This window comes from Phormidesmis sp. 146-20 (assembly GCF_052939475.1).
In genome coordinates this window covers 229,210-252,741 of the sequence record NZ_JBJPHT010000004.1, presented here as the reverse complement: position 1 = coordinate 252,741, position 23,532 = coordinate 229,210, and the positions used below count along the sequence as shown (strand labels likewise).

The following is a 23,532-nucleotide window of genomic DNA, read 5'->3' as shown; positions in this document are numbered from 1 at the left end:
AATCGGAGAATTTAGTAGGCTCTCTATCTTACAATTAATTTTACCCACCTACTTAGTCACCTTGGTTAATGAGCTAAGAATTTTGACAAAGCTATTAGCGATAAGCAGTTCGAGTTGAGTACGATCGCTCCCAACCACTTTCTCAGCAAATGACTCTAGAATTCGAGAATACGTGTGGTGCAAAACATGCTCTGCGTTGTTGGGCTGTCGAATGAACAATAGGCGATTAGTACGCAGCAATTCTTTCGCCATTCGCATGATCAAATGCGTCTTTCCTGACCCAGCTTCACCAATGACGACCGCACCTTTGCTTTGTTGATTAGCGTCAGCTTTAATGTCTCTCAAACTGGACTTAAGAAGCTCAAACTCGGTGTGATAAATCGACTGAAAATCAACGTGATCTTGAAAAGGCGTATCAACACGACTGCTGCTAAAAGGATTTGCGTGATGCAATTGGGGCTGTGTCATTGCCTGCTGATTCTCTAAAATTTTTAAGTAGAGTTGGTGAGTAAATTCTGCGTCGTATCGAGCAGTATGCGCCTGATTTGAATTGAATCGCTTGCCCTTGACTTTGAGGTGTAGATATTTACTCAAATGGTCTAACGAGTAGCTATCTACTTGAAAATGCTGTTTGGCAAGCTCATAAGTACAGGCAACAGTAAAATTTTTCCACAAGACTTTAACTCTGTGAAAGCTATGTCGTAACACTTTAAGATCATGCTCGGCATAGTGGCAAACTACACGCTTTGATAGAGCGATCGTAGCAATGTCCTGAACAATTTGCTTAAGCGGCTTAAGGTTGCCATCGTAACTTTTTACATTTTTGGCCGAGAAATCTTTGTGATCAGCAGAAAACGCTTCGTAGATCAGTCGTCCTTGACAGTCGAGAATAGCAACTTCGCGAAGTTCTGGGTCACCTTCCGTATCTATGACGATAAAATCCAAACCGCTTTGCTCCTCTGCCTGCTACGATTTCAAGAAAGTCTGCCCAGAACGACGACCGCTCACCCTGATTAATTACGCTCTCATCAATCGAAATTCGTTTAAGGGATTGTCAGGCGAGTTACATGCGATCGACAACTTCAATTCCCAACAAAAAAAGTCCCAGCTTCAACGTGCGGGCGGTTAGATCACAGAGCATTAAGCGAGAGGTTCTAACAGGTTCTTCGGCTTTAAGAACGGGGCAAAGTTCGTAAAATCGATTGTATTTTTGGCTGAGTTCAAACAGGTATTGACACAATCGATTGGGAAACAAATCTTGACTAACCAAATCGATGATGTCTTCTAGCTGTAATAGATGCTTTGCCAGCGTTAATTCTGCTTCTTCTTTTAAGAGAATATTTGCATCTGACCCTAAGTTTTGAAAGTCGATCTTTCCTTCTCGACTGATGGATTGAACTCGCGCATAGGCATAGAGCATATAGGGTGCCGTATTGCCTTGAAGCGCCAGCATTTTGTCGAAGCTAAAAATATAGTTACTGGTGCGATTTTGGCTCAGGTCAGCGTATTTAACGGCACTAATTCCGACAATTTGTGAGGTGTGGGCGATGAATTCTTCAGTTTCAGAACGATCGTCTTCCTTCAGTCGAGTTTCAATATCTGTTCTTGATCGCACGATCGCTTCATCCAACAAATCTCGCAGTCGAACTGTATCGCCCGATCGGGTCTTGAGCCGCTTGCCATCTTCACCCTGCACCAACCCAAACGGAACATGCTCAACCTTCACCGTTTCAGGAATCCACCCTGCTCGACGCGCCACTTGAAACACTTGAGCAAAGTGATTGGATTGACCCGCATCCGTAATGTAAATCAAGCGTTGAGCCTGTTCTTTTTGAATGCGTTGCCGAATCGCTGCCAAATCAGTTGTTGCGTAATTGTAGCCGCCATCCGACTTTTGAATAATCAAAGGTAACGGGTCACCCTCTCGATTAGAAAAGCCTTCAAGAAAGACACATTTTGCGCCCTGATCTTCGACTAATAAGCCTGCGGTTTCTAAATCTTTGACGACATCAGCTAACAGTGGATTGTAAAAAGATTCGCCTCGCTCCGTTAGACAAATATCCAACAGATCGTAGATTTCTTGAAACTCACTCCGCGACTGTTCACACAGCAAATTCCACGCTCGTAACGTATCTTCTGCACCCGATTGCAACCGCACCACTTCTTGACGAGACGCTTCTTGAAACTGAGGATCTTCGTCAAATCGCTGTTTGGCTTTTTTGTAGAACGCCACCAGATCGCCCAGGTCGATCGCATTCGCCGTCGTCAAGGCAGCCGGAGCCACTTCGCGTAAATAGGTGATCAACATGCCAAACTGAGTGCCCCAATCGCCCACATGGTTGAGCCGCAGCACGTCATGCCCTTGAAATTCCAAAATTCGGGCGATGCAGTCACCGATAATGGTCGATCGCAGATGCCCCACATGCATTTCTTTGGCAATATTGGGACTCGAAAAGTCCACCACAATCCGCTTGGGCGACGAAACGGGAGCAATGCTAAGACGATCTCTTCGAGTTACCCGCAAGGGGTCGTCGCTTTGCATCGCATTCAATCGCGCCTCTAAATAGTCAGGCTTGAGGGTCAAATTGATAAATCCCGGCCCGGCGACACTGGGCGCTTGACAAAACTCCGACACATCCAAGGCTTGAATTAATTCTTCTGCGATCGCTCGTGGAGCCTTGCCCAACCGTTTGGCCAGCGACATCGGTGCATTGGACTGATAATCACCAAACTTAGGATTGCTCGACGGCACCAAAAGCGGATCGACTCCCGCTAACGTTTCTCCAAACGCTGAAACCAATGCCTGCTCAAAGCGATGTTTTAACTGTGAAATCGTAGCGTCCATACTTTTCAAAAGCCTGCAAACAGAATAGCGGCCATCCACTCTAGAATAGCGACCTGACTTTCTATCATTCAGCATGGGCGATCGTTTGGGCAAGAAAATTGATTGCAGAAAATTTTTCAAGACCCAAAAACTGGAATGAGCGATCGTCTCTCTGAATAAATGATTTAGAAGCTGATCCCAAAATCTGGGAACGCTAAACTCAAACTTTTCCGTTTCTCAATCCAATATTCTTAATCTAGTCGTCTCAATCCAGATCAGTGGGTGCATTATGTCACTAACCCTTAAGATTCTCGCCTCAACGATTCTCAAAAGAAAGCCGATTCCCTCTTCAGAACTGCCCGATGATTTTAAGCAGTCGATCGCAGCAGGCAAAGTTTTAGAACTCGATTCCTTTACCATTGAGCGAGATCACGTTCGCTGCTTTTTCTCCAAAGATACCTTCAAAGATACGAATGTTTGGTATGTGTTTGGTAAACATGTAGAAGTTCGTAGAGATGGGGTTCGCGCTTATCCGAGAGCCATTCCGATTACGACAAAGCTCAACATTCCCTACAAATCTCAGCGCGACAATGAGCTAAATCCCAATGGCTCCTGTAACGTGACTTCGCTGGCGATGTGTTTAGAATTTTTGGGTGTCAAACGCAAATCTACGATCGGTCAGTTTGAAGACGAACTCTATGCCTACGCTGAGAAGAAAGGCTTGAGCCGTCATGATCCCCATGATTTGGCGACGATCGTGGAGGACTACGGCTACCGAGATGATTTTAGAGCAGACGGCACGATCACCCAGGTCAAAGAATGGCTCACCGACAACAAACCTGCTGTGATTCACGGCTATTTCACTGATTTTGGTCACATTGTCGTTTTGGCTGGCTTTGACGAAAATGGCTTTTTGGTTCACGATCCGTTTGGAGAATGGTACTCCTGGGGCTACGATCGCAACACTCTCGGCATCGAAGACACCAAAGGAAAATACGTCCACTATTCCTATGAGATGATCAAGCGGCTATGCATTCCCGACGGCAATTTTTGGGTGCATTTCATCTCAAAACCTTGAAGAGTTAGAAACTATCGCTGGAAGTAAAGCCAGTTTCTCTATTCAATTCCTCTATTCAATAAAGGACGATTATATGAAATGATCGTTCTTTTTTGTGCCTTAAATCATCGTCGATCGAGCAGTTGAATCAAGCGGCTGACGTTTTCAGTTTGGGCGGCAACGATCGCGGCTTGCTCTCTAATGGTGACTTGTTGAGCCTCATTCATACGCTCAATTGCTAAGGTTTGTTGGGTAGCAACTTCGAGCAGGTGTTCGGTATTGGTGGTGAGGCGATCGAGGCGATCGTCCAGATTTCTAAATTTTTCGTCCACATCATGAAAGCCTACCGTAATCAATTCTGTGAGCCGTCCGATCTGATCGATCAGAATTTCTAGTTTTTGGCTCTGTCGGCTGGATGCCTGAACAAGTTGAGTTACAAGTACGGGCAGTTGGCTCCACTGCTGCTCAATCGATGGGTTGTTTGGGAAGTCTGTCATCGCTGTTCTTCTCGCTGCATAGAGAATGGTAGCAGGTTAGCCGCTTGATCGATAAAATCCCGCTGTGTTGAGAAGTCTCTTATGCGTCGGGTTGGCTTTGTGAAACGTTGAAGCGCATACTCAAATCGAGCCAGGGCGATCGCGTCATCGGGCCACTGCTTGAAATAAAATCCACGCCTGTTTGGGCGATCGCTCTGATCGTTTCCAAACTGACATTTCCCGATGCTTCGATTTTGATGCGATCGTTGTAATGGCGAATCTTTTGCACTGCATCCTTCATCAACTCAAGCGGCATGTTGTCCAGCATGATAATGTCGGCTCGATGGTGTAGCGCCTCTTCAACCTGAGACAGCGATTCAGTTTCGACTTCGATCGTCAACGGGTAGGGAATGTGAGACCGAACTTTGGCGATCGCAGATCCAATACCCCCAGCAGCAACAATATGATTGTCTTTGATCATCACTGCATCGTCTAATCCCATTCGATGGTTGACGGCTCCGCCGACCTGAGAGGCATACTTTTCGAGCAGACGCAGCCCTGGCGTTGTCTTGCGAGTATCGACAAATTGAGTCGGCAAATCGGCGATTTTTTCGACATACTTTCGGGTCATCGTTGCAATGCCACTCAGCCGCATCGCTAAATTAAGCGCCACCCGTTCGCCCGTCAGCAGCGCATCAAACGATCCTTGAAGGTTGGCGATCGCTTCACCCTTTTGACAAGTCTCTCCTTCTGCAATCAAGGGTTGAAACCTGACGGCCGCATCCAAGTGATGAAACACTCTGGCGGCGATCGGCAATCCGGCGATGATGCCTGTTTCTTTGGCGATCCAGACGGCGTGATTTTGCTGAGTCCCCGATGGAAAGAGGCTCTGCGTGGTGCGATCGCCGCGCCCAATATCTTCGAGCAGCCAGCTTTGGAGGAGTGGGTCGATCGCCAAAAACGGTGGCAGTGTAGCCATTGAAATATCTGCGTGTAGAGTCTTCGTCATTATAAACAGCGATCGCGTTTGAATTTCTTAATATCTGAACGTCTGTTCATACGTTATGATGAATTCACAAACCAAAGGAGACGATTATGACGACTGTTACCCAAATGAAATGTGCTTGCGAACCCTGCCTGTGTGTGGTGTCTACAGAAGGTGGCGCAGTTGAAAAAGATGGCAAACTCTATTGCAGCGAAGTCTGTGCCGACGGCCATCCTCAAGGACATGGCGACTGTGGACACAAAGGCTGTACTTGCTAATTAGCTTTGAGTTGATTATTTGAGCCAATTAATTGTGGGGCCGTACTTTTCGATGCGACAGCTAGAAGAGACTGGCCCTATTTTTAATGGATATATTTTTAATGAAAGGTTGCGATCGGATTTGCAGTAGGTTATTGAGATCTAAGCGCGATCGCTACAAATATTTGAGCGAATCAGCCTCAATCTAGATACTTTGCCGAAAGACTCTGACGGCTTCTCCGTTGTCTGTTTGAGCTATCAAAACACATCTTGTGAGCAGGTCGATGTTGAGCGTTTCCAGTCCTGGCAATTCACTGCAATAGATCTGCTCATAGCCATCTTCTCGCAGGTGATGCAATGTAAATAATCCATCTTGCCAAAACCAGACTTCAGAGACTCCTAATGTTCTATATCGCGCCAGTTTGCTCTCGCCGCCGCTTGTAAAAACAACTTCAATTGATAAGTCAGCGATCGGTTTTAATTCACCAATGCAATAAGACTCATCTGCTTGTGCAGACGCTTCGGTTGCTTTCTCTTGCGTCATAGAGCCAGTTGGCTTAAAGTTGATGCCTTTTTCGTAGAAGAACGTTTCGATCAGGTAGCCAATTAGACTTTTAAAAAATTCGTGATCTTGTCCAGGCATCAGAAGTTCGATCGTGCCCTTGTAGTAGGCTAGTTTGACACCGGGGGAATCGGTCAAGCCCTGCTGAATCAGCTTAAAACTCTCCCAGGTGCCAGGAAAGGTCATCACTGTATCGTGGGTTTTGTCGAGTAATTGCGTCATACGATCGCACTGCTGACTATGAATGATTTTAACTCGCAGATGATGTGAGCGATCGCTTCAGATCTTCGTTGGGTCGATTGTAGCTTGACTCATACAGCGCATTCTCCTGGATCATTTTTGAGAAGTGTCAGAAGGTCTTGAGCGGCAGCATAGCTTTCGTAGGGCGACCAAATCTCGATAATGGGCAGTGTGTTATTGATTTCTGGTTCTTGAGATTCTAGAAGCTCTACGAAGTTACTAACTTGCTGCTGTTGAGGGGCTGGGAGTTTGCGCCATTTTTCGATGAGTTGCTGTTCAGAAAGCATAGGTTCTCCGATCGCTTCAGCAACCATTATAAAAGGCAGAATCAGGAAAGCGATCGCTCCTCCTCCTCTCAGTTTCATCTCGGTTCACGGCGATATTTTTCGAGTTCTGGGATGCCTTGTAGGGGGTTGCGTGCCTGGTAGTCTTTGTGTTGTCCGTAAAACCAGAGGAAGGTGCAGGAGAGGACGATCGCGCCCCACAACAAAGCCACTTGCCACCCAGAGAGAAACTTCAGAAATGCCAGGGTTGAATAACAAACAGTGATAGGCAACCAACAAAAAAATGAAAACGCCAACGCTGCAAAAGATCTGCGAGAATCCGGTTTATCTCTATACCAGGCAATAAGACCAAAAATGGCAGCAGGAATAGCAACAGAACCAGCAACAGGAAGATTACTAAAAACACCAACAGAAACAATGATTATAATAGCACCGATAAAACCAGCAGTGATATTCAAAGTAATGGTAATAATGCCAGCAACAGTAATAGCAGCAGTTTTACGGTTTGTTATGGTTTCAAACAAAATCTCGATTCCAGCCCACACTAAACGCTGTGCATACAATCGACGTAGTTCGACCAGAAATGTAACCACGCCGAACAGTCCGAAATTCATGAAGAGATCGGGGGCAAAACGGTCTTCAATGCCTTGTTGTAGAAAAACCCAGAAACAAACAATCACCAGACTATTCAAGCCAAACAGCCAAGATGTCCAAGCTTGCGGCGACTGAAATGGCAAGTAAAACATTTGGATGAGTGCTACAGCAGATAGTAAGAAAGCACATCCTAGAATGACGCGATAATGCCAGCCTGTTTTGAATCGATACGTCATTCGCCGGAAGAGTCGTGACCAATCGCCTTTGTCTGGTTTTCGTCCGTTGATTAATCGATTCAGTAAATCAAGCTGTAGCTTTGGTGGAAGTCCAGAGAGCAAAAACGCCCATCTGAAAAGAGATTGTTGAACGCCTAATAAGTTATTAACTTCTTGTCTAATAAGATGTTCGATGTCGGGTGTGATGGTTTGTTGTTCGAGTAAGGCTTCTGCTTGAGAACTTAACTTTTTGGGTAAATCAACCTGTTGGCGAAGCGCGATCGCGCACACCGGAATTACCAAACGCGGATCAAGCTTCAAGGGAGTTAGGGCTGTCTCGATCGGTGCCTCCTGCAACAAATAGGCGATGCGATTGGCGACGATCGGCAAGGCAGATCTCAACACAAGTGGAGATGAGAAAACGTCACCAGCCGAAACGTTAGTTGTAGAGTCATAAGTCGAACCAAAAAATGGCTCCCAAACCCAATTTAGTAGGAATTTATTATCGAGTTGCGATCGTTCAAGCTGACATTCTCGAAACGCTGCTTCTATTTCTGGTTGAGAAATCAATGTTGCCAAGTGCCAGGCAGTTCGCCCCGACATTTCTGCATTTGAATGCCACAAAAACGGCACCAACCCCTGAGCCGCTCCCGGAGTCCCAATTCTCGCCAAATCATTCAGTGCATTCTGGTTGCCCGACTCCGCCAACTTTTTGAGCGCTGGAACTGCCAAATCTCCCATCCGAATCAACGGTTGCCGCACATCTGAGGAGTAGCGATCGGCGAGAACCTGAGCCGCTTTGGGCAAATTGCTTAACGACAACGCCTGAGCCGCCGCGATTCTTTGACTGCTCCCTCCACTTCTCAAACTCGCTTCCAAAAACTGAAAAACCGCCTCGCCTCTCGATCGCGTATTCGCCGCCACCGCCGCAAACGCCTGCACGATCGCTTCCCCTTCCGTCACCTCTCCCAATCGACTTTTGAACGCCTCAATAATTTGATCTGCCAACGCTTGATCGACCTGTTGAGCGTCTGCCAAACACTCAAACGCAGCGATCGCATCCCTCTGATAAATCCGCTCAATCAGCGAAGTGCTGTCTCCCACCAATCCACACCAGAGTTTGATCGGCTCCCGCCACGCGATCGCATCTGTCTCAAATCGAGCCACCAGATCATCCGCCCGATCGCGAAACTGATCTGCCACAAAAAACTCCTGCAACGTCAAATGAGCAAACTGATAGCGATCGCCCCCATCAATTTCCATCAGCAATCCACTGCGCTCGATCACTTCCTTCAACAATGGCTGATACCAAATCAACCAACAAATGATACTCATAAAAAATCAGTTAATTAACCGATTTCTATCTCTTAGATTTGAAAAGAACCTATCAGGGAAGCCGTTTCAAAGTCCCCCAAACTGGGGGATTTAGGGGGCGAGGATCTGTATCAGTAACTAGTGGATTTGGTATGAGTATCTTTGACCTCCAGATTCAGACTCGGCAACACCCGCGCAACTTGAGCAAACACAGACTGAAAATTGAGACTGCGACGACCCCTAGCGGATAACTCGAAGAGATCGCTCCCTTGTTGTTCTTGCAGACAAGCCGCCAAATGACGCAGCACCAGCCGTTTCTCTCGCATCTTGTAAACGTTCGGAGTCTGACGCGCCTGATCCCACGACTCTAATAAAATGTCCGTTGATTTTTGGTAAAACTCCGATCGCGAATGCGGCAACACAAACGGCGTATCGCAATACAAATAAGGGGGCGCGATCAACGTTGCATTTCACGACTAATTTAGGACTGCTATAGCCTGACCCAGAATCTTGTTTTAAAGTCTCCCAGAATTGGGTGGTTGGGGGCAAAAGATTTGAACATCGAAGCGAAAAAACTTCATCAAGTTGACGTAACCTTCAACTAAAGCTTTCTGAAATCACGAACTACTGTGCGATCGCACCCGATTGACTGACAAAACCTTCTGCGTGGCGATCTGCTTCGCAAGCTCCTTGGGAAATAAACCAACAGATGTCAAATAGGTTCTGTAGACCACAAGTTTGACGAGTCGTCTTTTGACAAGGGCTATCACACTATGGGAATAAGCTTTTGTTGCACAAAAGTTAATGCTGTCAATTGTATTTGCTGCTTCCTGCGTGTGAGTAAGTTAATTAGTACAAACCAATGAAATCAAAGTTGATGTTGATGTGGATGGGTGCAGTTTTTGCTACCTGTGGATTTGGGCCTGCTGTGAGTGCCAATCCGATCGCACCCAAAATCAATATTTCTCGCTTGAGTGAAATCGATCGTCCCGAAACAAAAGCCAGTCTGCTGTTGATAACTCCTGAGTTTCAGTTTAGTCAGTTATCGCTCAAAGCGACCCCCCTGCAAGTGAGTCAGTCCGATTCTGATACGCCTGAAGAAGAACTGGTGGTCGAAGAAAAGCGAAGAACGGGATCGACTCCAGTATATGTGATTCCAGCCGCCGAAATCGAAAAGCAGGGTGCAGACAGTTTGGCAGAGGTGCTGCGCGGTTTACCAGGATTCGCAATTAATGACGCTGGATTTGGTGCAGATATTCATACCGGAACCTCTTATCGAGGAGCGTCGATTAATCAGTCGATTTTTATGATCAACGGCAGACCAATCGGCAGCAACATCAACACCTATCACGGCGCAACAGACCTTAATGCTATCCCAGTTGGCGCGATCGACCGGATCGAACTGTCTAGCGGCACCAGCGCCACGCTCTACGGCTCAGAAGCGATCGGGGGAGTTGTTAACATTGTCACCAAAGAAGGCTCAAGACAGTCTAAATTTGCTGGAGCCTCACAGTTTGGGTCTTTTGATGAATCTATCTATAAAGGTCAGTTTGGTGGCTCTGTGGGCGAGTTGAGATATAACTTTGGATATGATCGCGCCAAAGCTGAAAACAACTATCGAGTTCCGGTTGGGGCGGCTAATCGAGGCCCAGATGGTCGATTGTTTAATGGTGACTCAACTAAAGATAACTACTTTGGCAACTTCATTCTTGATTTGAATGCTCGAAATAGCCTAACCTTGGATGCGTCTAAAATTACAAGTCGGCGCGGACTGCTGTATTTTGGGTTTCCCTTGCAGCGCGATCGTTTGGATCATGATGCGCTAAATGTGGGCTTGAGTTTGAGTTCAAAATTAGGGGCTGGAGAAGATTCTAATCTCAGAACGACGCTGGCATTCAATCAAGATTATTTCAGCACCTATGGCCCGGCTCAAGGCAGGTTTTTTCGCAGTGGAAAGCTTGATTCACAAGCAATCAGCGCCAGGGTTGAGCATGATTGGAGAACGTCCACAAACCACACATTACGCTGGGGAGTAGACCTCAAAAACTCCTCATTAGATGGCGAAACGCTGAGTAATATTCCCCGATTTATTTCTCTAAACGAAACTGAAAATCGGGATCAGTTTCACGGAGCCTTGTTTGCGCTCAACACCTGGCAAGTCACGAAAGGATTTCAAGTTGATGCAGGCTTGCGGCAAAACTTTAATAGTCAGTTTGGCAACTATCTTAATCCGAGTGTGGGCGCTCGTTGGGACGCATCACCTGCGATCGCCTTTCGAGGAAGCTGGGTGTCGGTGCATCGCAATCCTGGGTTGGATCAGTTGTATGTGTTTGACACGGTGCATAACTGGTTACCCAATCCTGATCTCGATCCAGAAACAGGGTCTTCGTGGACGGCGGGGGTTGATGTACGCTTGACGCAAAACGTGACGGGGCAGTTAACTTATTTTGGGAGTCGATTAAACGATCGCTTAGGCATTCAAGCAGGTCGTTGGGCAAATATTGGTCTGGTTAATACCAATGGATTGGAAGCGGCGCTGCGGTGGCAAGTATCTCGTCAGTGGTCAACCTTTCTCAACTACACTTACACCGATGCCAAGATCGAAACAGGTGCCGAAAAGGGCTTACAGCTTGGGTTAATTCCGTTCTCTGTGGGGCAGATGGGAATTGGCTACGAGTCAAATGGGTGGCAGCTTAATTTGTATGCCAGCTACTACAGTGGGGCGCGTCGAGCCTTTTTCAACAATTTTGGTGATACTAGCACTGATTTCTCCCCTGCCTGGGTCAATCTAGATTTGAGTGCGAGAATTCCTATTACACAAGGGTTAGGGCTGACGATTTTTATTGAGAACTTAGCCGATCGTAGTTATGAGAAAGTCAATCGTATTTATCAACCTGGGCTAACCTATCGAGTCGGGCTACAGTCTACCTTTTAGATTTAGCGTGCAGGAAAATGGAAGACTCAGGTTTATTGCTATAGCAATCCCAAATCACTCGTGAAATGCAGACTTGATCGTGCCCTCTAAATCCCCCAACTTTGGGAACTTTGAGCAGAGAGACTTCCTAGATTTCAAGACCCATTCCCAAGTTTCAAAGTCCCCCAGAATGGGGGATTTAGGGGGCGAAGCGGACTGGAACGGAGCGACAAAAATCTGTTCATGACTCATTTAGGATTGCTATATTTCAATGCTAAAAAAACAATGTTAGAAAACCTGGTCAGGGGAAGGGAGGTTTTCAGCAGTGATATCACTCACCACATCAAAGACAAGATCGCTCTAATACCCTAAAAAGGAAATGGCACTGACTAAAGGTGAAGTTTGCTTAAGTTAAGGGCTATTCTGCTAAAGTCTTGTTTGGAAATTGCTGAACTAGCTACTTGACGAGAACCGAAATTCCAGATATTCTCTCAAATCAAGGACATCTTTTCGTTGCGGGAAGTTGTCCGATCGCCCAAAAAATCTAGTCTGTCGCCGCCCCAAGTTGCTGAAACAACGAAGGGCAGCTAACCCACGAGACTGATAGCGCAGTCCGGAGGGCTAATGGAGGATTTTATCACTCCTTTGGTCGCTCTAACTTGTTCTGCTTGTCGGGGCGGCTAGTTTTTTGGGTTTCTTCGGAAACCTAATTTGGAGTAATGACAATGGCAGAGCGCCTCTTGAACGCTGGCTTTTGGCTGTGCGATTTTGCTTACGCATTTCTAGAATTGATTCAACGCCGATTCCTTCCCGATTCCATTCCCCGTTTCACGATTACTTCGCTTCGCATTCCGCTTCAGGATCTTTTACCTGATGCTGTCGTTCCTCAATCTGATGAGTTTGAAGTGTTGCGCGTGTTAATCATCGGTTCTTCAGACGGCGTGACCGAAACGATTCAAAATTTGCACGTTCGACGATTTGCGAATGCTACTGAGTGGAGTCCTTTGCTGCCTGCACCCTCATTTGGCGAAGTGATGAGTATTCTCACCCGACAGCGACGAAAATTGGCTGAATCGTGAATTCAATTTGATGAAGTCTTTCGCTGCGGTGTTAGCGTCTTCTGCCCCCAACTCCTCATTCTGGAAGACTTTCGGACAAAAATTGCGGTTCAAAGTCCCTCACTCGTGGGGGATTTAGGGGGTGCCCAGATTGATAACCGTCGCGAAAGATTTCATCGAATTCACGTTAGCTTACTGTCTCAATTGCCAGCATTCTTGCGCGATCGCCCAGTCTTCCTGAGTCTGAATCACCAGCACTCGAATGGTCGAATCTGACGTAGAAATGTCCTGATCTTTGGGAGAATTTGCGTTCTTTTCGGGGTCAATTTTCAAGCCAAAAAACTCAAATCCTTCGCAAGCCGCCGCCCTGATTTCTGGGGAATTTTCGCCCACGCCAGCCGTAAAAATCAGCGCATCTAACCCTTTGAGCGAGGCTGCCATTGCCCCAATTTGAGCGCGAAGCCGATGAATGTAAACGTCAAACGCCAATTTCGCCTGAGCATTGTTTTCTGAAATCGCCGCCAAAATTGGCCGCAAATCCGCAGACACCCCAGACACGCCTTTTAGTCCCGACGATTTGTTTAACATTTCATCCAGACGATCGGCGCTCAAGCCCTCCTGACGCAATAAGTGAATCAAGATTCCTGGATCAATCGAACCCGATCGACTGCCCATCATCAACCCTTCCAGCGGCGTAAAGCCCATCGTCGTATCAATACTGTGACCATTTTGAATCGCAGCCAACGAACAGCCATTGCCCAAATGACAGGTGATCAGGCGCAATTCTGACAAGTCCCGATTGAGAATCTGAGCGGCACGATCGGCACAATAGCCATGACTAATGCCATGAAACCCATAGCGACGAATGCCTTTTTCAAACCACTGATAAGGAATCGGATAGACCGTCGCAGCGAGGGGCAATTGGGCATGAAACGCAGTGTCAAAAACAGCAACCTGTGGCACTTCAGCGAATACCGTTGTGATCGCTTCAATCCCCTCCAAATTAATCGGATTATGAACCGGAGCAAACATAGAAAGCTCATCGATCGCCGTCTTCACCTCTGACGTAATGCGGACACTTTGCCGATATTTTTCTCCCCCATGTACCACCCGATGTCCGACAACATCAATGTCTGAAGGCTTCTCAATCACTTGAGTTTCACCATTCCACAAAGTATCTAGCATGTGAGTCAGAATGCTAGATCGCTCCGTTGCTTCCAGTTCCTCTTTGAGAATCGCCCCCTGTGTTTTAACCTTAAGTTCTACAACATCTTGCTGATGTGTCCAGTCCGCAGTCGCTTCCCAAATTGGTTGCAAAAAGTGATCCGGCAGCGTATCTCCGGTGATCTCATACAAACAACTTTTCTGACTACTCGACCCAGCATTCAACACCAAAATTTTCATCCCTCATTCCTCACTCCTCACTCCTCATTCCTCACTCCTCATTCCTCACTCCTCATTCCTCATCCCTTCTAAGTTCCCTGCAAATTCTGCAACTCAACGCTGAGATGAGTGCGATCGCCCAACCGTTCCAACAGCGGCCCATTCGCATCAAACTTAACCACGCTCACCGAGGCTACAGGTGCCCCAATCCGAACGCGAAATCGACCCAGATCAATCCCCAACAAACTACACAAAATAATCCGAATCGTCGCTTTGTGCGAAACCACGAGAACATTCCCACTGCCGCACTGTCGCTGAATTTCGGTAATCACAGTAGACGATCGATTGGCCACCTGAACGGCTGTCTCTCCTGCGGTGGGCGGATTCCAGGCGGGTTCCGTCAGCCATGCTAGATAGTCATCCGTAAACGTTTCTTTTACCGTTTCGACCGTTTCACCTTCCCATTTGCCATACTGAATCTCTTTTAATCCGTCTCGTAACTGCATTTCCATTCCAATCGCATCACAAAGCGGTTTTGCGGTCGCGATCGTGCGCTTCATCGGACTGACAAAAATAGCCTTCCAGGGAAGTGACCGATACGCTTGACCAAAGGCCTCTGCCATCTGCACTCCCTCTGGTGTGAGGTCAGGATCTAATCCGCCACAGTAGCTATTTTCTCGACTAAAAGGGGTTTGCCCGTGACGCAGAAAGTAAATTTTTAGGCTCATTGACTCAGAGTAAGGGATAGGGGTGGGAAATGAGCGATCGTTGGATTTTGTAACCGTTGATCGCCCATTCCCGCATCTTACACATTTGCTTGTAGACCTGACATTAAGAACCCGATCGCGCCCCTCCTTCTGCTCCTTCTAGAGCGGGTGTTCCTCCTCCATCCGTGTGATCTAGCGATGTTTTTGGCGTTTCACGAGTTTCAGGATTGCGGTAAAATCCCCAATTCCAGTTTTGAACTTCTGGCATGTCTTCGCCATTCTCGTTGATGTAATGTTTGTGATCAATGAGCTTGTCTCGAATGATTTGCTTGACGTGTGCGCCAGTGCTTCTGAGTCGAGGCACGCGATCGATCACATCCTGCGCCAGATGAAAGCGATCGAGGTCATTCAGTACGACCATATCAAACGGCGTGGTCGTCGTTCCTTCTTCCTTAAAGCCTCGAACGTGAATATTGGAATGATTGGTACGGCGATAAGTCAAGCGATGAATGAGATAGGGATAGCCGTGATAGGCAAAAATAATCGGCTTATCCGTCGTAAAGATCGAGTCAAAATCTTTGTCAGACAAGCCGTGCGGATGTTCGATCTTAGGTTGCAGCGTCATCAAATCCACCACATTCACCACTCTAATTTTGAGATCGGGGAAGTGTTGACGTAAGAAATCAACGGCCGCCAATGCTTCTAAAGTCGGCACATCTCCCGCACACGCCATCACAGCATCGGGTTCAGCGTCTCGATCGTTGCTGGCCCATTCCCAGATTCCCACACCCGCCGTACAGTGTTTGATCGCATCCTCCATGTTTAACCACTGCAATTCCGGTTGTTTTCCGGCCACAATCACGTTGACGTAGTGCTGACTGCGTAAACAGTGATCCGCGACCGACAATAAAGTGTTTGCATCCGGTGGTAAATAGACGCGAATTGTACTGGCTTTCTTATTCACAACATGATCGATAAAGCCAGGATCTTGGTGTGAAAAACCATTGTGATCTTGTCGCCAGACGTGTGAGGTCAGCAGGTAATTTAGCGATGCGATCGGTCTTCTCCAGGCGATATCTCGACAAGACTCTAACCATTTGGCGTGCTGATTAAACATCGAATCAATAATGTGAATAAACGCCTCATAGCATGAGAAAAATCCATGTCTTCCAGTGAGCAGATAGCCCTCTAGCCAGCCTTGGCACAGATGTTCGCTGAGAACTTCCATCACGCGCCCATCGGGAGAAATATGATCATCCGTGGGCAAAATTTCTGCTGTCGAAACGCGATTGGTCACTTCTAAAACAGCCCCTAACCGATTCGAGTTATTTTCGTCAGGACTAAACACTCGAAAGTTTTGGCTCTCCAGATTCTCGACCATGACATCGCGGAGAAACTGCCCCAAAATGCGCGTCGATTCGGCCTCTATCGTGCCGGGTTGCTCCACTTTCACGGCGTACTTTCTAAAGTCGGGCATTTTCAAAGCTTTGAGCAACAGCCCCCCATTTGCGTGAGGATTTGCGCCCATTCTACGATCGCCCGTCGGTGCCAGTTCTGCCAATTCAGGAATCAGCTTTCCCGCCTGATCAAATAGTTCTTCTGGACGATAGCTTTTCATCCAGGTTTCCAGCATTTTCAAGTGTTCTGGCTTGCTGGCTAACTCCGCTAAAGGCACTTGGTGCGATCGAAACGTATTCTCAACTTGAACGCCATCGACGACTTTGGGGCCTGTCCAACCTTTGGGCGATCGTAAGATAATCATCGGATACTGAGGACGCTCCGTGAACCCGTGAGTTTTTGCCTCTCGCTGGATGGATTGGATTTCTGCAACGATCGTATCGAGCGTTTCTGCCATCAATTGATGCATCGTTTCTGGATCGTCCCCTTCCACAAAGTAAGGTTTATATCCATAGCCAGTGAATAAGTGTTCAAGCTCCTGATCGCTTAATCGTGCCAAAACTGTGGGATTCGCAATCTTATAACCGTTGAGATGCAGAATGGGCAACACTGTGCCGTCACGAGCCGGATTGATGAATTTGTTTGAATGCCAGCTTGCCGCCAACGGCCCCGTTTCTGCTTCGCCATCACCGACCACACAGCAGACTAATAGATCAGGGTTGTCAAAAACGGCTCCATAAGCGTGAACTAATGCATACCCCAATTCTCCGCCTTCATGAATCGAGCCTGGGGTTTCGGGTGCCGCATGACTGGGAATCCCACCGGGATAAGAAAACTGGGTAAACAGCCGTTTCATGCCCGCTTCGTCTTGCGAAATGTTGGAATAAAACTCGCTGTAAGTTCCTTCTAAATAAGTGTTGGCGACCATTCCAGGCCCACCATGTCCCGGCCCAGCAATATAGATTGCATTCAAATCGTAGCGTTTGATAATTCGATTGAAATGAACATAGATAAAATTTAAGCCTGGTGTGGTGCCCCAGTGACCGAGCAGACGAGGTTTCACCTGTTCTAATCTAAGTGGCTCTTTGAGCAAAGGATTGTCGCGCAGATAGATTTGTCCAACGGATAAATAATTTGCTGCACGCCAGTATGCGTTCATTTTGTGCAGTTCTTCATCAGTCAAAGCAGGCTTTGTTTGAACTGTGTTAGCAACTGTCATAAGAATAATTGCCCGTGAACTATGGGTGTAGTCTATCTCAACAAACTTGAACACGACCAAAAGGAGGAATAGCCAGTTTTGATGGTTTCCCTGATTTTGGCCGCACTGGCACTATGTTGAAGAATTACGATCGAGAATGCAATTAAATCTTGGTAAAGAGTCTTTCGTCGGGGTTCAGAACTTAAAATAGAACCACCCTGATTTTGTTTCAATCATGTCTGACCCAAACTAACCGGATCGGCTTGATCGAATTAAAGCGATCGTCAAAATAACTGCGATCGCCTTACATGGATCAGTTAAACCAGACAGAATGCAGACTTTATCCCTCGTTTAGAATTGAGTCCAAAGTCTCTGGGGTTAACGGACAGATTTCTACATAAATCGTACAGGCTGACCTTCTTCGGGAATACGATCGACTTCGATCCGATAGGTGCCAGAAAATCCGGTGCCACCAATATCAAACTCCCAGCCGCCGTCTACTTTTCGCATGGGGGTTGCGCTTTTGAGATCATCCTCTCCATCCGCAAACTCTTCGCCCGTGTAGAGATATAGCTGAAGCGTCGGCTGCAAAATTGCCCGCACATAATACTGTTTGGAGAACACAAGATTGTCAGAAAAGCCCAACCCAAACAAATCCCGCTCGCCCACGTAAAATTCTAATCGCATTACTAAGTCCGTTTGCGTCACGCTCGAACCCGTATTCAAAAAGCCCTCCCAAATCAGTCGATCGTCGTCTGCCCAAGGAAACGAGAGCTTGCTAGGGTCTTCGCTAAAGTCGGCTGACCGAAACGGCCCATAACAATTTTCGGCCTCTTTACTTTGGTGAAACAACTCAAAATCAACGCCGCGCGGCTTAACTGACACGCCCAAAAAGATCTCACTTTTGCCAAACAAATCAAAGCCCCGTTTGATCTGAGCGCTCACCTGACGAAGGCGCGATCGCACATCGCCCAAAAAGAATCTGGTTGCCACCTCAAACGATTCACGAGCGCTAATTAACGAATCAAATCCCCCATGTGGCTTGTGCAAAAATGTCCGAGGGGCCCCTTCGATCTGAGCAGAAAACTGTTTGACCAACCCATCGCTGCGATTGTAGTTCAGCCCATCTTCTCCCGCCGCCGCAAACAAACGATTTAACACTGCCGCACCCTGACTGGCGTAAGAGCGATAATTCGTCCCCACGACACAGAGCAAGCGATCGAGCGGAAAGTGCTTTGAGAAATTCACATACGCTGCATCGTTGTTGGGATCTTTCTGGTTGTCAGGGTTGAAGTGTTCTATCTCGTTTGATGACTCTAAATTTAGCCAGCGAAACTCTCGCACCAGTTGAAAAGAAATGCCTTTGTGGGGCGTTCCGAGCGTAACGATTTTGTTGATGGCGCGATCGGCTGCCAATGCGCCCCGTTTGGGATACGCCCGTTGAATCGCTTCTCGCACCACCAGACCGCCCATCGAGTGAGCAATAATGTTGACCTTGGGCGTACACGCCTGCTTAATCGCAATCAGAGCGCGAATAAACTCAATCAGCCGCACCAGCGCCTCCCCATAAACAGAGAATCGGCGATCGCACAAATCGTAGTAGCGAAACACCCACAAACTATGACAGGGATCATCCGTCGATCGCAGCAGTTTCAAGGCCATCGCCGGGTCGATAATCACCTTTCCTTGAAAAAAGCTCGGATCAAACACCTTCAGCGCTTCAGGAATCACCGGAGGAGCCGTCATCTGGTTGGCATAATAACCGACCACATTAGTCGCATCGTGATAGCGCCAATCAGACTTGATAAACCGCAGAATCAGCCCCTCATAGATGTAATTTTCGCCGCGTTTTTGTGGGTAGACGCTCCCATCGTTAAAACCTTGATAGGTTAGTCGCCGCTCATCAACGGTATCCGTCCCCCCAAAGCCGCGCACCAAAATCACAGGCAACGGACGACGCACTGGATCAGACCATCCGGGATTTGACATATTCACTCCAAAAATCTCGACGAAATATGAACAACCTGACGACACTCAGCCGATTCTACAAGTCCACCTTCAACAGTCCCACGGAACTATTGTGATGCATGACTCTCCCGTAAACTCACTGAGCCGTTGTAAATATTTTCAAACCTGGCTTTAAAGCCCGTCCCTCATCCTTCATCCCTCTCGCAAAGCGGATTACCCCCAAAGGGGGAACAGATCATCGAAGACAACCGCTCATCCCTCACAAAGCGATCGATCCCTCGCCTCCACCTCCCCATTCGTCCTTAAATAATCTCGCGCCCAGTCACAGCCATATTTCAGCAAGTCTAGATTGAGAATTCGGTACAAGTCCCATAAAATCACCGTCTGATCATCACTTGCAGAAGCCAACAATCGCCCATTGTGGCTAAAAGCAACATCCCAAACCGTGCCCCGGTGTCCCGTCAGCGTCGTCAAAAGCGTGCCATTGATACTCCAGAGTTTGACGGTGCCATCCATACTCGAAGCGGCGATCACCTGACCTGTGGGGTTAAAGTCTACTCGAATCAGCGCATGGCTCCCAGAAGTCAGTTTGCGAGGTTGATCGAGAAACTGACCCTGACCATTTTGTGTCCAGAGTTGGATCGTCCCCTCGCTGTCAGTTGAAACGATCGCCTCTCCAGTGGGACTAAACTGCACCCCCCACACGGTTGAGCTGCCGTTTAAAAGCGTTTTGTCTGGCCGACTCAAAAACTGCCCTGCCGAATTTTGCTTCCAGAGTTGTACTTTGCCGTCACCTGCCGCAGACGCTAACCAACGCCCATCCGGGCTAAAGGCCAAATCGAGAATTCTAGCTTTGTGTCCTTGCAAGGTTTGCAACAGGGTGCCGTCTAGCTTCCACAGTTTGATCGTTGTATCGTCGCTGCCCGAAGCGATCGTCCGTCCATCAGGACTAAACTTAATCGCCATAATTCCCGCTCCGTGTCCCTTAAAAGTTTTCAACGCAGTGCCATCGAGCTTCCACAATCGGATCGTCGTGTCGTCACTGGCAGAAGCCAAAATTTTCGTCGGAGCCGTATCCGGGCTAAACGCTACTTTATTCACCGCCGCACTGTGTCCTTTGAGGGTTTTTGAAACGGTGCCATCAGGTTTCCAGAGTTTCACGCTTTTATCCGACCCCGCCGACGCGATCGTTTGCCCATCAGAGCTAAACGCCACACCCCAAACCACAGAGCTGTGACCATTCAGCGTCTTGAGCAGGGTCGATCGCGGCTTCCACAAACGGACTGTGCTATCTGCCCCCGCCGTCGCCAACATCAACCCATCTCGACTAAAATCCACGCTATACACCCCCGACAAGTGCCCCTTGAGCGTCGTCAAAAGTGAACCATCTCGCTTCCACAACTTCACCGTGTTATCGACGCTGGTAGACGCGATCAGTTGACTATCCAGACTAAAGGCAACCTCGTTTACGCCTGCCGTGTGCCCTCTTAGCGTGTGAAGCAGCGTGCCATCTGACCGCCACAACTTCACCGTGTTGTCTTCACTGCCCGACGCGATAAACGCCCCATCGGGACTATACGCCACTCCCAAAACGGCCGCCTCGTGCCCCAAGAGCGTTCTAAAGGGCTGAAGTGAAAACTTTCCGGCATCTTGTCGCCAAAGCTGGATCGTATTGTCGGCGCTGGCTGACGCGATCGTGCCTCCATCGGGACTAAAGGCGACACTCCACACCGGAGAATTGTGGGATTTGAGGGTCAAAATCAGCGTCCCGTCCGATCGCCACAGTTTGATCGTGTTGTCTGCGCTGGCCGAGGCGACTAGCTGACCATTGGGGCTAAAGGCGACATCCCAAACGGGCCCAACATGTCCTCTGAGCGTGCGATAGGGGGTGGTGAAGCTTCCCGTTTTGTCGCGCTTCCAGAGATTCACCGTGTTGTCTAAGCTGGCTGACGCGATCGTTTGTCCATCGGCACTAAACGTGACTTTGTAGACGGCTCCCCCATGCCCATGCAGATCTTTTAACAGCGTGCCATCGGGTCGCCACAGCTTAATCGCATTGTCTGAATCAGAAGAGGCGATCGTCTGCCCATCGGGACTAAACGCCACCCCCAAAACGCCCGTTCCGACTGAGAAGCGATTGGACTCAACCACGCCATAGATCGATCGTTGCAGAGCGGTTTCGACTTTTTCCTCGGTTTCAGGGTCATGTTCATAAACAGTTTGAAGTCGGCGCTTGGACTGAATAGCCGCCATCAGCGCATCAAACCGTCGATCAGACGCATACAGCGCATCCGAAGATGTCGCACTCGCCCGAATTTCACTTAGAGTTGCCTGACGAGATTGCCAAAACGTCGCCATCGCCAGCCCGATCGCCACCACCAATAAGACACTCATTAGCGCCAGCAGCGATCGTTGTCGTTTGAGGTGAGTGCGCTGTTCTTTGAGGCGAGCCTGCACTTCTTTGAGCCGTTCTGCTTCCAGGGTTTTCTGGACTTCCTGGCGATCGCGATCCTGACTGGCCGCCAAAAACTGATAGTCCTGGTCGCTGAGACTTTTTCCCCGTGCCCACAGTTGAGCATCCAGCAGCGTTTGACCTCGCAACAGTCGAGAATCGTCCGCACAGCCAGAATTCAGCCATCCCGTCAGCGCCTCTGCGTAGGGCCGCCGTTTTGCCAGTTGTCGCTCGACCCATTCGAGGTTAAAGACCGCTTCATAGATGGGGTTTTTGATTCTCAACTGTCCCTGATGTTTTTCAACCAGACCCGACAGCAGTAAATCTCCCTGTTCTCGGCTGCCATCGGCGGGAATGCCCTGATGACTGGTTCTAAACGTGGGCAAGTCAGCGGGAGCAGCGGGCGGCGAGAGAAGAATTTGTTGATAGAGTCCCAAAAGTCGGCCCGACTGAGGTTGGTTTCGCAAGAGGCGATCGCGAATCGTTCTCAGATGTTCTGGCTCGTCTTGAGTTTCCCAGTTGTGAATGATGCGGCTGTGAAAGATGTGTTCGAGTCGAGCGGTCAGCGGTTGAGTAGATTGAGCGGCTGGCTCTGCGCCTCCCAGTTCTTGGACAACGATCTGACACATTTTTTGCGTCAAAAACGGCTGGCCGCCCGTCCAATTTAAAATCTGCTGCAACACAGCCTTGGGGTAACTGACGACGCTAATCAGATCCGGGAGCAACGGAGCCGCCTCCGACAATTGAAAGCCATCTAGCTCGATCGCCTGTCCGATGTTAAAAGGCGTTCGTGTTTTGTCGGTGATCAGATCGGTGGGCGTGGCGACCCCCAAGAGGGCAAAGCTGAGATGGTTGTAGATAGCCTGTTCTGCGCGTTTGTTGTAGCAGGCCCGAATCAGCGCAAAAAAGTCATCCGTCGGAAACTTTAAGCCCAGCACGCTGTCAATTTCGTCAATAAAAATTACGATATCTTGCGTCACCTGAGCGAGAAGAATGGTTTCTAAAAAATCACTCAAGCGATTGACCAGAGAGAGATGGGTGCGATCGCGCCACCAGCTTCCCAGATTGACCTTTAGCTGAAAATTGCTGACCAGAGAAGCGGCGATCGAGGCGTACCATTGTTCTGCGGTGACTTGTTGGGTGCCGATCGCGGTGATGTCAATTACGCCACAAAAGATTCCCTCTTCGCGGAGTCGCTGCATCGTCTGCACCCGCAAGCTTGACTTTCCCATTTGTCGGGCGTTAAAGACATAGCAAAATTCTCGCTGCTGTAACGCCACATACAGGTCATCATCGGCTCGACGCTTAACGTAGCTGGGCGCATTAGGTGGAAGACTGCCGCCAACTTGATAGCGAGAGACGGGAAGCTGAGATGCGACCATAGGAGAAGCTTTAAGTTTTGATCTGGACGCTGGACTGTAGACGCTAAACTGTAGACTTTGGACGCTGGACTTTGGACGCTGGAGTTTAGTATTCAGTAGACCCCCTGCGTGAATAGAATTTTCGATGTCACCTGCCGCTTAGGTCTTGCTCCGTTTGGGTCGGCTTGTGCCCCCTAAATCCCCCATTCTGGGGGACTTTGAAACCGCAAGTCTTGGCTCAAAGTCCCTCACTTGTGGGGGGATTCAGGGGGCGTTTCCGGATTC

At 48.3% G+C, this 23,532-nt stretch carries 17 protein-coding genes; 4 read left to right on the top strand and 13 right to left on the bottom strand.

The features are described from left to right. Positions 1–48 precede the first annotated feature (48 nt). On the bottom strand, positions 49–945 hold the full coding sequence (locus tag ACKFKH_RS05900) for a hypothetical protein (RefSeq protein ID WP_446857319.1): 897 nt from the start codon (positions 943–945) through the stop codon (positions 49–51). A 118-nt stretch (positions 946–1,063) separates the two neighbouring features. After that, on the bottom strand, positions 1,064–2,845 hold the full coding sequence (gene argS / locus ACKFKH_RS05895; RefSeq protein ID WP_446857318.1) for an arginine--tRNA ligase: 1,782 nt from the start codon (positions 2,843–2,845) through the stop codon (positions 1,064–1,066). A 268-nt stretch (positions 2,846–3,113) separates the two neighbouring features. Here argS and ACKFKH_RS05890 point away from each other — a divergent pair, with 268 nt between their 5' ends. Then, positions 3,114–3,902 carry a C39 family peptidase gene (locus ACKFKH_RS05890; protein ID WP_446857317.1) on the top strand — a complete coding sequence of 263 codons (789 nt, stop codon included), beginning with the start codon at positions 3,114–3,116 and terminating at the stop codon, positions 3,900–3,902. 104 nt (positions 3,903–4,006) lie between these two features. On the opposite strand, the gene ACKFKH_RS05885 is transcribed toward ACKFKH_RS05890, so the two are convergent. Both ACKFKH_RS05885 and nadC read right to left on the bottom strand, forming a co-directional pair. Continuing rightward, on the bottom strand, positions 4,007–4,378 hold the full coding sequence (locus ACKFKH_RS05885; protein WP_446857316.1) for a hypothetical protein: 372 nt from the start codon (positions 4,376–4,378) through the stop codon (positions 4,007–4,009). Between the two features lie 79 nt (positions 4,379–4,457). Next, on the bottom strand, positions 4,458–5,336 hold the full coding sequence (gene nadC, locus ACKFKH_RS05880; RefSeq protein WP_446857315.1) for a carboxylating nicotinate-nucleotide diphosphorylase: 879 nt from the start codon (positions 5,334–5,336) through the stop codon (positions 4,458–4,460). 116 nt (positions 5,337–5,452) lie between these two features. On the opposite strand from nadC, the gene ACKFKH_RS05875 reads away from it, so the two are divergent. After that, entirely contained in the window at positions 5,453–5,620 is a 168-nt protein-coding gene (locus tag ACKFKH_RS05875) for a metallothionein (protein WP_446857314.1), read from the top strand. Positions 5,621–5,804: 184 nt separating this feature from the next. Here ACKFKH_RS05875 and ACKFKH_RS05870 read toward each other — a convergent pair whose 3' ends face one another. The 4 genes from ACKFKH_RS05870 to ACKFKH_RS05855 all read right to left on the bottom strand — a co-directional run bounded on the left by ACKFKH_RS05870 (position 5,805) and on the right by ACKFKH_RS05855 (position 9,269). Next, positions 5,805–6,383: a Uma2 family endonuclease gene (locus ACKFKH_RS05870; RefSeq protein ID WP_446857313.1), complete on the bottom strand. Its 579-nt coding sequence runs from the start codon at positions 6,381–6,383 to the stop codon at positions 5,805–5,807. An 89-nt stretch (positions 6,384–6,472) separates the two neighbouring features. Continuing rightward, a complete protein-coding gene (locus ACKFKH_RS05865) occupies positions 6,473–6,766 on the bottom strand; it encodes a hypothetical protein (RefSeq protein WP_446857312.1) in 294 nt (97 codons plus the stop codon). Continuing rightward, a complete protein-coding gene (locus tag ACKFKH_RS05860) occupies positions 6,763–8,829 on the bottom strand; it encodes a hypothetical protein (protein ID WP_446857311.1) in 2,067 nt (688 codons plus the stop codon). The genes ACKFKH_RS05865 and ACKFKH_RS05860 overlap by 4 nt, the downstream gene beginning before the upstream one ends. Positions 8,830–8,939: 110 nt before the next feature. After that, complete coding sequence (locus ACKFKH_RS05855; protein WP_446857310.1) at positions 8,940–9,269, bottom strand: hypothetical protein; 330 nt, start codon at positions 9,267–9,269, stop codon at positions 8,940–8,942. A gap of 401 nt (positions 9,270–9,670) precedes the next feature. Here ACKFKH_RS05855 and ACKFKH_RS05850 point away from each other — a divergent pair, with 401 nt between their 5' ends. Both ACKFKH_RS05850 and ACKFKH_RS05845 read left to right on the top strand, forming a co-directional pair. After that, a complete protein-coding gene (locus ACKFKH_RS05850; RefSeq protein WP_446857309.1) occupies positions 9,671–11,743 on the top strand; it encodes a TonB-dependent receptor plug domain-containing protein in 2,073 nt (690 codons plus the stop codon). Between the two features lie 704 nt (positions 11,744–12,447). After that, complete coding sequence (locus ACKFKH_RS05845; protein ID WP_446857308.1) at positions 12,448–12,801, top strand: hypothetical protein; 354 nt, start codon at positions 12,448–12,450, stop codon at positions 12,799–12,801. Between the two features lie 171 nt (positions 12,802–12,972). Here ACKFKH_RS05845 and ACKFKH_RS05840 read toward each other — a convergent pair whose 3' ends face one another. The 5 genes from ACKFKH_RS05840 to ACKFKH_RS05820 all read right to left on the bottom strand — a co-directional run bounded on the left by ACKFKH_RS05840 (position 12,973) and on the right by ACKFKH_RS05820 (position 23,268). Beyond that, positions 12,973–14,184: an acetate kinase gene (locus ACKFKH_RS05840; protein ID WP_446857307.1), complete on the bottom strand. Its 1,212-nt coding sequence runs from the start codon at positions 14,182–14,184 to the stop codon at positions 12,973–12,975. Between the two features lie 68 nt (positions 14,185–14,252). Next, complete coding sequence (locus ACKFKH_RS05835) at positions 14,253–14,891, bottom strand: histidine phosphatase family protein (protein WP_446857306.1); 639 nt, start codon at positions 14,889–14,891, stop codon at positions 14,253–14,255. A 103-nt stretch (positions 14,892–14,994) separates the two neighbouring features. Beyond that, positions 14,995–17,487, bottom strand: coding sequence for a phosphoketolase family protein (locus ACKFKH_RS05830; protein WP_446857305.1), 2,493 nt, complete (start codon positions 17,485–17,487; stop codon positions 14,995–14,997). A 372-nt stretch (positions 17,488–17,859) separates the two neighbouring features. Beyond that, the gene (locus tag ACKFKH_RS05825; protein WP_446857304.1) at positions 17,860–19,455 is read right to left on the bottom strand and encodes an esterase/lipase family protein; all 1,596 of its coding nucleotides are present in this window, start codon (positions 19,453–19,455) and stop codon (positions 17,860–17,862) included. A 231-nt stretch (positions 19,456–19,686) separates the two neighbouring features. Further along, entirely contained in the window at positions 19,687–23,268 is a 3,582-nt protein-coding gene (locus ACKFKH_RS05820; RefSeq protein ID WP_446857303.1) for a WD40 domain-containing protein, read from the bottom strand. Positions 23,269–23,532: the final 264 nt, after the last annotated feature.